The 12,547-nt window shown below is 70.5% G+C and carries 12 protein-coding genes and 1 rRNA gene; 10 read left to right on the top strand and 3 right to left on the bottom strand.

Annotated features, from left to right (window positions below):
• Positions 1–26 precede the first annotated feature (26 nt).
• From atpD to HNQ61_RS17855, 4 genes are all read left to right on the top strand, one after another.
• On the top strand, positions 27–1,508 hold the full coding sequence (gene atpD, locus HNQ61_RS17870; protein ID WP_170034843.1) for a F0F1 ATP synthase subunit beta: 1,482 nt from the start codon (positions 27–29) through the stop codon (positions 1,506–1,508).
• Complete coding sequence (atpC, locus tag HNQ61_RS17865) at positions 1,508–1,795, top strand: ATP synthase F1 subunit epsilon (RefSeq protein ID WP_170034844.1); 288 nt, start codon at positions 1,508–1,510, stop codon at positions 1,793–1,795. The genes atpD and atpC overlap by 1 nt, the downstream gene beginning before the upstream one ends.
• Before the next feature lie 402 nt (positions 1,796–2,197).
• Positions 2,198–3,859, top strand: coding sequence for an AMP-binding protein (locus HNQ61_RS17860; RefSeq protein ID WP_170034845.1), 1,662 nt, complete (start codon positions 2,198–2,200; stop codon positions 3,857–3,859).
• A complete protein-coding gene (locus tag HNQ61_RS17855) occupies positions 3,852–4,133 on the top strand; it encodes a phosphopantetheine-binding protein (RefSeq protein WP_170034846.1) in 282 nt (93 codons plus the stop codon). The genes HNQ61_RS17860 and HNQ61_RS17855 overlap by 8 nt, the downstream gene beginning before the upstream one ends.
• 39 nt (positions 4,134–4,172) lie before the next feature.
• Here HNQ61_RS17855 and HNQ61_RS17850 read toward each other — a convergent pair whose 3' ends face one another.
• Positions 4,173–5,045: a R2-like ligand-binding oxidase gene (locus HNQ61_RS17850; RefSeq protein WP_244973945.1), complete on the bottom strand. Its 873-nt coding sequence runs from the start codon at positions 5,043–5,045 to the stop codon at positions 4,173–4,175.
• Positions 4,957–5,949, bottom strand: coding sequence for a lysophospholipid acyltransferase family protein (locus HNQ61_RS28815; protein ID WP_240978475.1), 993 nt, complete (start codon positions 5,947–5,949; stop codon positions 4,957–4,959). Before HNQ61_RS28815 ends, HNQ61_RS17850 begins: the two co-directional genes overlap by 89 nt.
• A gap of 427 nt (positions 5,950–6,376) precedes the next feature.
• Here HNQ61_RS28815 and HNQ61_RS17845 point away from each other — a divergent pair, with 427 nt between their 5' ends.
• The 5 genes from HNQ61_RS17845 (at position 6,377) to HNQ61_RS17825 (ending at position 11,249) form a co-directional block, all read left to right on the top strand.
• Complete coding sequence (locus tag HNQ61_RS17845; protein WP_170034848.1) at positions 6,377–8,152, top strand: right-handed parallel beta-helix repeat-containing protein; 1,776 nt, start codon at positions 6,377–6,379, stop codon at positions 8,150–8,152.
• A gap of 304 nt (positions 8,153–8,456) precedes the next feature.
• Positions 8,457–9,056 carry a hypothetical protein gene (locus tag HNQ61_RS17840; protein WP_170034849.1) on the top strand — a complete coding sequence of 200 codons (600 nt, stop codon included), beginning with the start codon at positions 8,457–8,459 and terminating at the stop codon, positions 9,054–9,056.
• A gap of 86 nt (positions 9,057–9,142) precedes the next feature.
• Complete coding sequence (locus HNQ61_RS17835) at positions 9,143–9,964, top strand: PHP domain-containing protein (RefSeq protein ID WP_170034850.1); 822 nt, start codon at positions 9,143–9,145, stop codon at positions 9,962–9,964.
• 5 nt (positions 9,965–9,969) lie between these two features.
• A complete protein-coding gene (locus HNQ61_RS17830) occupies positions 9,970–10,545 on the top strand; it encodes a hypothetical protein (RefSeq protein WP_170034851.1) in 576 nt (191 codons plus the stop codon).
• Positions 10,542–11,249, top strand: a complete 708-nt coding sequence (locus HNQ61_RS17825) for a hypothetical protein (protein ID WP_170034852.1) — start codon at positions 10,542–10,544, stop codon at positions 11,247–11,249. Before HNQ61_RS17830 ends, HNQ61_RS17825 begins: the two co-directional genes overlap by 4 nt.
• A gap of 3 nt (positions 11,250–11,252) precedes the next feature.
• On the opposite strand, the gene HNQ61_RS17820 is transcribed toward HNQ61_RS17825, so the two are convergent.
• Positions 11,253–11,882: a hypothetical protein gene (locus HNQ61_RS17820; protein WP_170034853.1), complete on the bottom strand. Its 630-nt coding sequence runs from the start codon at positions 11,880–11,882 to the stop codon at positions 11,253–11,255.
• Between the two features lie 583 nt (positions 11,883–12,465).
• Between HNQ61_RS17820 and HNQ61_RS17815 the strand changes: the two genes are divergently transcribed.
• Positions 12,466–12,547: ribosomal RNA gene (locus tag HNQ61_RS17815) — 23S ribosomal RNA — on the top strand; the annotation flags it as partial.

The following is a 12,547-nucleotide window of genomic DNA, read 5'->3' as shown; positions in this document are numbered from 1 at the left end:
GAGTCCCACGACTGAGGAGAGCATAGATGGCGACCATCGCCCCCGAGCAGGCCACCGTGCCCGCTGGCGCGACCCACGTGGGCCGCGTGATTCAGGTCATCGGCCCCGTGATCGACGCCGAGTTCGAAGGCCACCTTCCGGAGATCTACAACGCGCTGCACGTGCGCGCCGCGGCGGCCGACGGCCGCCCCGCGGTGAACCTGACGCTGGAAGTGCAGCAGCACATCGGCCGCAACCAGGTGCGCGCCGTGGCCATGGAAGCCACGGACGGCATCGTGCGCGGCATGGACGTGTTCGACACGGGCGCCAGCATCCGCGTTCCCGTGGGCGTCAACGCCCTGGGCCGCATCATGAACGTGCTGGGCGACCCGGTGGACGAGCGCGGCGAGATTCCGGCTTCGGCCGAGCGCTGGTCCATTCACCGCGACGCGCCGCTGTTCGTGAACCTGGAGGCCAAGACCGAGGTGCTCGAGACGGGCATCAAGGTCATCGACCTGCTCACCCCGTACGTGAAGGGCGGCAAGATCGGCCTCTTCGGCGGCGCCGGCGTGGGCAAGACGGTGGTCATTCAGGAGCTGATCCACAACATCGCCATGGGGCACGGCGGCCGCTCGGTGTTCGCCGGCGTGGGCGAGCGCACCCGCGAGGGCACCGACCTGTGGCTGGAGTTCCGCGAAGCGGGGCTCATCAAGGACGACAACCTCGCGGAGTCGTCCGTGGCCCTGGTCTACGGCCAGATGAACGAGCCACCGGGCGCGCGTCTGCGCGTGGCGCTGGCCGGGCTGACCGTGGCCGAGTACTTCCGCGACGTCGAGAAGCAGGACGTGCTGTTCTTCGTCGACAACATCTTCCGCTTCACGCAGGCGGGTTCGGAAGTGTCGGCGCTGCTGGGCCGCATGCCGTCCGCCGTGGGCTACCAGCCCACGCTGGCCACGGAGATGGGCGGCCTGCAGGAGCGCATCACCTCCACGCGCGACGGCTCCATCACCTCGGTGCAGGCCATCTACGTGCCCGCCGACGACCTTACGGACCCGGCGCCGGCCACCGCCTTCGCGCACCTTGACGCCACCACGGTGCTCAACCGCGCGCTGACGGAAATCGGCATCTACCCGGCGGTGGACCCGCTGGACTCCACGTCGCGCATCGTGGACCCGCAGTACATCGGCGACCGGCACTACAACGTCGCCACCAGTGTGCAGCGTATTCTGCAGCGCTACAAGGAGCTGCAGGAGATCATCGCCATTCTGGGCATGGACGAGCTGTCGGAAGAAGACAAGGTCACGGTGGGCCGCGCCCGCCGCATCCAGCGCTTCCTGTCGCAGCCGTTCCACGTGGCCGAGCAGTTCACGGGCACGCCGGGCGCGTACGTGAAGCTCGAGGAAACCATCGAGTCGTTCGAGCGCGTGGTGAACGGCGAGTTCGACCACCTGCCGGAGCAGGCGTTCTACATGGTGGGCGGCATCGAGGGCGTGCTGGAGAAGGCCCGCAAGCTCGAGGCGGGCGGCTGATGGCGGCCCCCGCGGCGTCGGGCGAGGGCGCGGGGGCGCTGCGCGTCACCGTGCTTTCCCCGGAGCAGACCGTCTACCAGGGTCCGGCGGACGGCGTCGTGGTGCCGGCGCACAACGGCCAGCTGGGCATTCTGCGGGGCCACGCCCCCCTGATGGCCCTGCTGGGCGAAGGCGAAATGCGCATCACGGTGGGCGGCGCCGAGCGCCGCTTCCGCGTGTCGGGCGGCTTCCTTCAGGTCGCTGACAACGAGGTCACGATCCTGAGCGAGCGCGCGGATCCGGCCTGAGCGGTTTCGCGATCGATGGATCACCGGCCCCCGCCGCCTTTCCGAAGGCGGCGGGGGCCGGTCTCGTTGGGCGGATCATGCGAGTGAAACAGCCGTGCCGTGCCGCCGTCTGGTGCGGGGAACATACGGATTCGATGAACTTCGGCGCCGTACCTTTCGGTTCGTGGCGGTGGAAGCCTCACGGCAGTACGTGAGCCTTTCCGCCGTTGTTGCGGCAGATTCATCTGCTTCCGCATCGTCGTCAGCCAGGATTTTTCCGGATTTGTATCACGCCTTCGCCTTGCGGGCGCTTCCACGCCGCGCCACCTTCCCGCGCCCCGGCGCCCGCCGGAGATGACGCGGCATCCGACACGGCACTGGGGCGGACCGCAGCCCCTCTGAACGCCCCCTGAACGCTTGTAGATGCGCGCGACCAAGCTCCTGGAGTGGATGGACCGCCCCCCGCTGGACCGCGGGATCCGGTTTGCGCAGGCGGATAGCACGTGGACGTTCCACGGCTACGCGGAACTGGCGGAGCGCGCCCGCCGCGCGGCGGATGCGCTGGCGGGCCGCGGCGTGCGCGCGGACGACGTGGTGGTGCTGCTGGGGCGCTCGGGCCCGGACTTCGTCGCCGCCCTGTACGGCGTGCTGCTCGCGGGCGCCACGCCTTCGCTGCTGGCTCCGCTGCTGGCGTTTCAGGACCTGGATGCGTACCGGGCGCACCTGCGCGGCGTGCTGCGGACCGCGTCCCCCGTGCTGGCGCTGGTGGATGAAGGGCTGGCGGAGGAGGCGGAGATTTTGGCGGCGGAAGGTGCGGAGTCCGTGCCCATCGCCTCGCTCCTGTCCTCCCCGGCGGATGCATCCGCGTTGGCGGGAACGGGAGCGGGGCGGCTGGCGCTGCTGCAGTTCACCTCCGGCTCCAGCGGCTCCGCGCGGGGCGTGCGGCTGCCGTACGCGGCGGTGGAGGCCAACATCGCCGCCATCCATGCCTGGCTGCGGTGGACGCCGGAGGACGCGTTCGTCTCATGGCTTCCCCTGCACCACGACATGGGGCTGGTGGGCGGGCTGCTTTCCGCCGTCACGGCCGGGAGCGACCTCTGGCTGATGCAGCCGGAGCAGTTCGTCCGCGAGCCGCTGCGCTACCTGCGCGCGCTCGCCACGCCGGGCGTCCGGCTGACGGTTACGGCGTCATTCGCGCTGGAGTACATCGTGCGCCGCGTGGCTCCCGCGGCGCTGGAGGGACTGGACTTCAGCGGATTGCGGGGGATGGTGATCGGGGCGGAGCGCATCGACGCGCGCGCGCTGGACGACTTTCACGCGCTGCTCTCGGCCGCCGGCCTCGCGCGCGAGGCGCTGCTCCCCGCGTACGGGCTGGCGGAGGCCACGCTGGCGGTGACCGGCGTGGACCCCGGAGCGGGCTGGACCCGCGAGGCGCTGGATCCGGCGTCGCTGGCGCCGGGGATGCCGGTACGTGCCGCGAACGGGCCGGACGCGACGGTGGTGGTGGGCTGCGGCCGTCCGGCGGCAGGCGTGCGGGTGACGATCGACGGCGAGGACGGCGCGCCCCTCCCCGACGGCTACGTGGGCGAGATCGTCGTGCGCGGCGTGTCCGTCGCCGAGGGATACGCCGGGGCCGCGGATGCCTCCGCCACCGCGCTGCGCGACGGCGAACTGCGCACCGGCGACGCGGGCTTCGTGCGCGACGGCCAGCTGTTCGTGCTGGGGCGCCTGGGTGACAGCCTCAAGGTGCGGGGGCGGATGGTGTTCAGCGAAGACCTGGAGGTTGCCCTGGCCGCGGCCGGCGTTCCCCGTCCGCGCATCGCGGTGCTGCTGGGCGAGCATGAGGGCGCTCCCACCGCCGTACTCCTCTCGGAAGAACCGCAGGGCGCGTGGCGCCCCGCCGCCGAAGCGCTGCTGCGCCGGCAGACCGGCGGGGCCCGCGTAGTCTTTGTCGCCACGGCCCGCGGCGGCATCTCCCGCACCTCCAGCGGCAAGCCCCGGCGGCGGCCGCTGTGGCACGCGTTCGCCACCGGCGCGCTGCAGGCCGCATCCCCGTTCCGGCACACCGCCCCGGCTCATGGCTGACACACCACCCCTCGACGAGCGCGAGCTGCGCGCCCGCGTCCGCGACCTGGTTCTGCGCCTTGCCCCCGAGCCGCCCGCCGCGCCCCCGGAGGACGGGACGCACCTAGTGGAGGAACTGGGCTACCACTCACTGGCCCTGCTGGAGCTGGCGTTCGCGCTGGAAGGCGAGTTCGGCCTGCGGCCGCTGGACGAGCGCGCCGCCCGGGACATGCGCACCGTGGCGGACGTGGCCGCGCACGTCCTCCGCGAGCGGGAGTCCGGGCGCGGCGGCTGATCCGACCCGTCGAACCGCCTCTTTTCCTCGAGAATAGAATCAGTCCGCCGTAGCGGGCTGCGGGCGGCGGTGGCCGGGGACGCGCAGCTGGTGCAGCGTGCGCGTCCGCGCGCGGACGATGCGCTGCAGCCGCCCGGCGAACCGGTCGCGCGAGTGGCGCATCAGCTCATCCATGGTGATGCCCATCGGATACGCGCCGTCAAAGAAGCCCAGGAACTGCCGGGTGGAATCTTCCACGATGGGCTTCAGTTCCGTCATCCGCCGCAGAAACGCCCCGTACGCGCGGTCGCCGTGCTCCACCACGAGCCGGCTGATCAGGTACAGGCCGAACGCCACGTGCCGCGATTCGTCGCGCCTCAGCAGCCCGACGGCCCGCCGCATTCCGGGCAGGCTTCCATCGTGTCCCAGCATGCGGTCGAAGAGAAGGTAGCCGGTGTCGGCCATGATCCCCTCCACCACCAGGTTGTAGGTGACGGACGCCCGCACCTGCGCCTCGGGCGAAGCATCCGTCTCCAGCCGCCGCAGCGCGTCCGGAAGCTCCTGGTCAAGGATGCGGCGGTAGCTGGGGTGCCAGAAGCGCGACAGGTCTCCCGGGTCGCCCGCCACCTCCGCAAAGAAGCGGTCGAACAGGTCCACGTGCTTGGCCTCCTCCCACAGAAAGGAGGTCAGGTACATCTCTTCCTCCATCCGCCCCTCCGCGGCCAGCACGCGCAGCAGGGGGAGCAGGTCCAGCGTGACGGCCTCCTCGCCCGCGTGGAACAGGGCGCACAGCTGCAGAACCCGCTGGCGCCGCTGCTCCGGGAGCGTCGCCCACTCCATGCGGTCAGGGGCGAAGTCGATGTCCTGCGGATCCCACGCCCCCTGGCGCTTGGCCTTGCTCCACAGCCGCATGGGAAACGATTCCCGGTCCAGCAGTCCCTGCGTACGGTGCCGGTGAAGTCCTGCCTGCTGCACGATCCGTCCTCTCGTAAGACGCGCCGGGGTGGGTTTCGGGAAGGGCCTGATGCCGGGGGGAGTGCGGAGCGGCGGTCTCCCCGCCGCGGCTCGCCTCGCGCGGCGCGGACGTCCCCGCCAGCCGGGCCGCGTACCGCTGCACGAAGCGGATGAAGTGCTGGAGCGTGGCGGCCGCGTCGCCGCCCGCGGGACCGGGAGCCTCGATCCGGGCCTGAATCGCCGCCCCGCGCAGCCGCGAGGCAATGAACACCACGCGCGCGCCGCAGCGGGCCGCCAGGTGGATGAGGGGATCGGCCACGTGCACGGTTCCCAGCGCGGTCTCCACCGCCGTGGTGATGCCGGGCTCGGCGCTCGCGCGGTCCACCATGGCAAAGACGATGCGCCCGCGCGCCAGCTCTTCGCGCACCGCGAGCAGAAAGAACGGGGAGCGGCGGATGAGCGGCAGGTCGGAGCCCGGCGGCGCGGCGGGGGCGGTGACGGCGGTGATGGCCGTAACCGGATAACCGGCCTCGTGCAGACGGCGGATGGCCATGCGCGTCAGCAGCGTGTGCGGGCCGATGAGCAGCACCCCGCGGCCGTCCGCCGCCGCCTCGTCCAGCCGCTCAAGCCCCCGTAAAACGACGCGTGCATCAAAGCCGACGCCGCTGCGGATCAGCTCGCCGAGCACCACGTGCAGACTCACCGCCAGACCGGAGTTCAGCGGCCAGCGCCGCAGCCCCGTGAACATCCCGGCCCGCCGCACGAACGGGGTAAGGACGCGCGCCAGCAGCAGCGCCGCCGCGAAGCGGCGACGGCGTGGAACGCCGGCCATCGCCCGCCGCAGCGCGCCGCGGGCAAGGCCATTCAGGTACCGCCTGATCAACCGCGCTCCTCCGAGTTCCGGCTCCGGTCCAAGCCGTTCCCCGGCTGTGCTGCACGTTGCACCCCGCGGCCCGCGTCCGCAACCCGTCCCGCGCGACTGATCGAGGGAACCGTCGCGGGGTTCTTGGATGAGGGGTGGCGGCAACCGGGCATCAGCCCCGCTTCCGGCATGGCGCCGGAGCGGGGCTGTCTGTGTTCCGGATGTGAGGCGGACGGAACGGGAATCCGGCACGGATCAGCGGTTCAACCGTTCCTCGATCTCCGTGCGGACAGGCCGGAAGGCATCCGCGGACAGGTGTGCGGAGTGTGCGCAATAGCCACACAGTTCTGGTCCCGTTTCGGCATTCGTTCGGGTATGTTCGTAGGCCGGAAGAGGCGTCTCCCCGGACCGCCCGCCGGTTCTGCACACACCCCGAACGGAGCAGAACATGATCAACGTCAAGGACGCCCCGTACAGCGCGTCCGGCAACGGCACGACGGACGACTCCGCCGCCGTCAAGAACGCCATTGCCGCGGCGATCGCCCAGGGTGGCGCGGAGGTGTACTTCCCCGCCGGTATCTACAACCTTCCCTCCTGGGCCCTCACCACCCCCACCCCCGTCCCGACGCTCACCGAGCCGGTCCGGCTGCGCGGCGAGGTGCCCGGCGACACGGTGCTGCGCGGGCCCGGCACCACCACCCGCTTCGCCATCGCCCGCAGCGAACTGGACGTGGCGGGGCTGACCTTCGAGAACTGGGGAACCATCTTCGAGGGGATCAACGCGCCGCCCGTGCAGGCGGTGAGCTTCGAGAACTGCACCTTTCGCGACTCGGCGACGTTCCTGCTGTGGAGCGGCACCGCGGCGGAGTTCATCGGGCGGCTGACCATCGACCGCTGCATCTTCCGCAACCTGTCGACTGCCGTCGTATCGGCCAGCATGAAGTTCGACGCCGTCTATTTCACCCGCAGCCGCGTGGAGAACTGCCGCCGCTACGTGCTGCGCATGTCGGGCAACGACGAGGACGAGGGCCGCGAGCTGGTCGTCTTCAGCGACAACTACGTCGCCAACCTGACGGCGGAGGGCTTCAGCGGCGCCGCGGCCGTCGCGCGGGTGGTGCAGGTGATCTGCCAGCGGCTGGTGGTGACCAACAACCACGTGCGGCGGGTGCGCAGCATTCCCGGCGGCGGCAACACCAACTTCATCTACCAGTCGTCGGTGCACGCCTACGTGGCGGGCAACCACCTGGAAGACATCGGCACTCCGGGCGACGCCACGGGCGCCATCATCCAGGAAAAGAACCCGGCCGCCATCAGCAGCCGCTACATCGGCAACCTGTTCATCCAGAACCCGCCCGCGGAGGGCGAGGCGCCGGCACAGCCGCCCGCGATCCAGATTCTGGGCCAGGGCCACACGGTGGTGCACGGCAACGAAGCCCGCGGGCTGCGGCATGCTCTCGCCTTCTTCTTTCAGAATGGCGGTGACCTGATCGTTTCCAACAACGTCATCACCGACATGGACACGCCGTACGGCGCCATCATCGTCTACGGCGGGGAAAACGTCCTCATCGAGTCCAACGTCATCAACGGCGTGCGGCACACCGATGAGTCCGCCTGGCCGTACTACACGCGCGCCATCCGCCTGGAGCGCTACGGGGAGCCGGTCACGGTCGGCGGGACGACGACGTACGTCTATCACGCGCCCACCGACGTACGCATCTCCAACAACGTCATCAAGCACGTCCGCAAGTCGGGGGTGCAGGAAGGGTCCGCCATCTCGGTCTACCTGAACGGCGTCGAGGCCAAGGGGCTGTCCATCGTCGGCAACACCATCGTGGACTGCGATCTGGGTGTGGACCTGCGCGTGGCGGGAACGGGGAGCTTTCTGGACACGGAGATCTCGTACAACACGTTTCGCGACAACCGCGTGAACGTGTACGCGCCCACGCCGCCGGTCGCGTTCACCACGCGCGACAACCGCGGCTGGGCCACGGACGCCACGGGCACGGCGACCGTCGCCGCCGGCGCCACCTCGGTTGTGGTGACGCACGGGCTGGCGCGCACCCCCGCGGCCGCGGGGATCACGGTGACGCCTGCCAGCGCGCCGGACCTCATGGGCGCCGGCCGCTTCTGGATCAGCGCGGTGACCGCGACGACCTTCACCATCAGCGTGGACGTCGCGCCGGGCGCCCCCGTGGTCTACGCCTGGACCGCGCAGGCCGGCTGATCGGAGAAGATTGATTGTGGATGGGGCCCGTCCGGCTGCCGGCCGGGCCCATCCCGTTTCCGCCACCGACGCTGACCGCGATCACGCCCGCCCACGATGCAGCGCGATGGAACTTCGCTCTGATGCGCATCAACCATCATCATGAACGCTGTTTCTATTCCCCATTCCCTATTCCCTATTCCCTACATCTTCTCTCCTCTGGTCCAGAACTTGAACCCGTGGAACACCCGTACGCCCGCTGGCCTACTACCCAGGCTGACGGGCATCGTCTTTGTTGCATGGACCCCACCTCAGGACCGCCAGGATGAAGCACAAGTGGATTGCCGCCGCCGCGATCGGGGCGGCGTTCGCGGGCACCCGCGCCGACGCGCAGGTCTTTACGCCCACCTACATGTCGCCGGTTCCCCGCAGCGACTTCGGCGTCTACCTTCACGACTGGGGCTCGGACGCGCTGGGCGTGGAAGGCATCTGGCGCCGCCCGTCGCGCGGCGGCTCGGACGTGGGGCTGCGCGCAGGCTACGTGGACACCGGCGACGGCGCCCTGACGCTCGGGCTGGAAGTGCGGAACCCGGTCGTCCTCGCGGGCGCGCCCATCGGTCTGGCCTTTACCGCCGCCGCGCAGGGCGTGCTGGGTGACGGCACCGGCATTCTGGGCGGGCAGGTGGGCTTTACCGCCGGGCAGGCCATTCCCGCCGGCAACCTGACGGTAACGCCGTACATCCATCCGCGTCTCGCCGTGGCCAACGACATCATCGGCGACCGCAACGACGACAGCGACATTCAGGTTGACGTGCTGGCCGACGTGGGCGTGGACCTGGACTTCGCCTCCGGCTTCGTCCTCCGCTTCGGGGCCAACCTGGGCCGCGGCGCGGACTGGGGGCTGGGCGTGGCGTGGCGCCAGTAGCAAACGCGGGTCACCACTGAACTGTCATGATCACGCGCCGCCCGCCGCACCGGCGGGCGGCGCGTCCGTCTCTGATCCCCATCCGTATGAAGCGAGTCGATCTCCACCTGCACACCCGCGCCTCCGACGGCGAACTGTCTCCCGCCGACCTTGTCCGCACCGCGGCCGACGCCCGGCTGGACATCATCGCCATCACTGACCACGACACCATCGGCGGCGTCGCCGAAGCCCTGGCCGCCGCGGCGGGCGGGCCGGTGCGCGTGATCGCCGGCGTGGAGGTCAGCAGCCGCCACGGGGAAGACGAGATCCACGTCCTGGGCTACCATGTGGCGCCCGACGCCGCGTCGCTGCTTGCCCACGAGGCGGGCGCGCTGGGACGGCGGCAGGAGCGGGCGCGCGAGATGGTGCGCAAGCTTCAGTCGATGGGCATCGCGGTGGAATACGAGGACGTCCTGCGCGCCGCGGGAACGGACGCGCGCGCCATCGGCCGTCCGCACGTGGCCCGGGCGATGGTCGCCGCCGGGCAGGTGCGCTCCGTGGGTGAGGCGTTCGACCGCTTTCTGGGCGACGCGGGATCGGCCTTCGTTCCCACCGAGCTTCCCTCCGTGCGCAGCGCGATCGAAATGATCCGCGACGCGGGCGGCGTGGCCGTGTGGGCGCACCCCGATCCGCGGCAGTTCGACGCGGCGATCCGCGACTTCGCGGAGTGGGGCCTTTCCGGCGTGGAGTGCTTTCGCCCCACGACCAACCCGTCCGACGCCAAGCATTTCCGCTCCGTCGCGCGTGAACTCGGGCTGTGGCCCAGCGGCGGCTCGGACTGGCACGGGCCGTATCGTTCGCGCCTGGGGGACTTCTTCATCCCAGTGGAGGACGTGCAGGAAGTGGTGGACGCAGGCGGGACCGGCTGATCCGCATGGATACGGAGGCGGCCGCGGGGCCCCGGTGGAACGACGGACTGCGCGATCCCTGGGTTCTCGGGGGGCTCGCGCTGCTCGCCGTGCTGTCGTGCCTCGCCGTCGTTCTCTACGCCGGGCAGCCGCAGACCGCGGCGGAAGTGGGCGGGCGCGCGTGGGTGGCCATCGCCCCGGACGCGTACACGCCGCGCATTTCCCGCGCGCGCGAGCGGGTGAGCGCCGCCATCTCCGCGGCGGCCGCGGGTGACACGGCCGCCGCCCTGGCGCGCTACGCCGAGGCGGAAGAGCAGGCGCTGGACGCGCGCCAGAACGCGGGGCAGGACAGCGTCCGCCTGGTGGAAAGCACGGAAATGTGGGCGGGCATCGCGCTCGACAGGGCGGGGATGATGCTGGCCTCCGGCGCGTCCCCCTGGTACCGCGCGGACGACAAGCAGCGCCTGAACGATGCGCTCGCCGTGGCGCAGCGGGTGCGGGCCGCCCCGGTTGCCGCCTCCACGCGCACGCGGGCGGACGCGTTGATCGCCCGCATTCAGCGCCAGCTGCGGCCGGGCCCGCTGGAGTGGATTCCCCGATGACGCTCGCCCATCGCCGCGTCGCGGCCAGCCTCGCCTTTCTCGCCAGCGCCGCGCTCGCCGGCGTGGCGCTTGTGCCGGACGGGGTGGAGTACCGCACCTTCGGCATGGTGGAGGGCGTGTTCGCGCTCCTCCTCTCCTACCTGCTCGTCATGCGCGGGGGATGGGCCCCGGCGGACGGGGTGCTGGGATGGATCGCGGTCGGCTACGGCACACTGGCGTCGGCGCAGGTGCTGGAACTCCTTTATCCGCCACCGGGAATGATCGAGTGGATGGTGACGGCGGGCGTGGCGGTCACGGCGTGGGGTGCGTTCAACGGAGGCACACGCAGGCGGCTCGTCTTTACCCTCGCCAGCTTGGCGCTCCTGCTCGCCGTTCTCAAGTTCTCCGTCATTCCCGTGCTGTGGACGCGCGTCGGCCCCGCCGCGGGCACCGGCTTCGGCCTGGGCGACGCGGCGGAGGGGGTGCGCCGCGTCTTTGCGGATTACCGGCCGCTGCGGCCCGCGGGGCAGATGGTGGGGTTCATCGCCATCGCGTTCTGGGCCGTCGCCACGCGCCTCCTGTGGCCGGAGACGATCGCCGGCGAGGTCGTGGACGAGGCGGGCGCCTCCTCCCGTCTCGCGCCGCCCGACGGACTTTCCGCGGATCTGCCCCGGCTGCGGTCCGTCGATCCGGCGCTCCCCTCAAGCCCGGACGCGCCGCGCTGATCCTCAGCGATAGACGCAGGACATCCCGGCCCACAGCACCTCCACCGGCGCGCCGGGAGTGCTGTCCGCGAACACCCCGCTCATCGCGCCCGCCTGGAACTCCGTCCCTAGCGTCGTCTTGCTGACGTTGATGGCGTACGCGCCCTCCACCTCGCCGCGGGTCGATCCCGCTCCCACGCCGCTCATCGTCTGCACCGCCCGTCCGGCGGGAACAGGCTGCCGCGGCGCCGTCGCGCTCCATCCGGTGAACTTGGCCTCCTGTACCAGCACGGTCAGGCCGTTCGGCCAGCGGATGGACGTGAGCGGCCCGGCTCCGCAGTCGGGCTGAGCCGCCCGCTCGGCCGGCGCTCCCCAGGCCGTCGTAAGCGCCTGCAGCGCCGCCGCGGAATCCGCCCCGAACGCAAGCAGCCGCGTGCTCCCCGTCTTGGAGTCGACCAGGCGCAGCCCCTCCCCGTCCAGTGCGACCGCCACGGCGGGCTCCGCCGGTGCAGCCGGGCTGTCCGTGCCGACGGTCGGCGCGGGCGCCTGCGCGGCGGGAACCGCGGGCGCATCCACCGCCGCGCGTTCTTTCTCCGATTGCGAGCAGGCGCCAGCGCCGAGGACGAGCGCGAACACGATCGCGCGGTATGACATGGTCAGATGAGCCTCGCTTGCGGTAGATGATGTACGTCCGTCGTCCTGCGGTCCTGCGTGGATGACGCGCAAGGATGCGGCCTCACGCACGATTACGATGCGTGTAGGTGAGCCGGGCCGCTCTGGACGCGAATGCCGATCGGAAACGCCTGCATGATGTTCGATTGCGGGCGATTCCAGAGATTCCTGAGGGATGGAGCTGGCCTGGTGCGCCACAAGTCGCGTCTGGAAGTATGGATAGCCGAACGGGCGTTCGAGAAGAGTTCGGAATAATTCCCAGATGGAGTGTTGACGAAACTGCTCGAGGTGATTATTGTTTGCGCCCTTCGCGGGACACGGCGGCAACGCCGGGGCGGCAGAAACCGGAATCTCCGGACCTGTTGACAACCGCGACAAGGGCCATTAAGTTAGTTGGCTCGCGGCGAAATGGCCGCGCTGAAGAAGTATTTGAAAATTCGGGTAATGGGTTGGGTTAGCGAGTAGTCGAGCGAAGTGATCGGCACTCAGCAAGCACCAATACGTGTGAGAAGGTTCGGTGGACCGGAGTGCCTGGTGGAGTAACCTCCCGCCAGCGAGCATATCCGGTCAAGCGAAAGTAGGGCGCACGGTGGATGCCTTGGCACGGACAGGCGAAGAAGGGCGCGATAAGCTGCGATAAGCTTCGG

The sequence above is a fragment of the Longimicrobium terrae genome, from assembly GCF_014202995.1.
Taxonomy (GTDB): Bacteria; Gemmatimonadota; Gemmatimonadetes; order Longimicrobiales; family Longimicrobiaceae; genus Longimicrobium; species Longimicrobium terrae.
The sequence above is the reverse complement of the archived record's forward strand: the minus strand, read 5'-3'. Positions and strand labels throughout refer to the sequence as shown.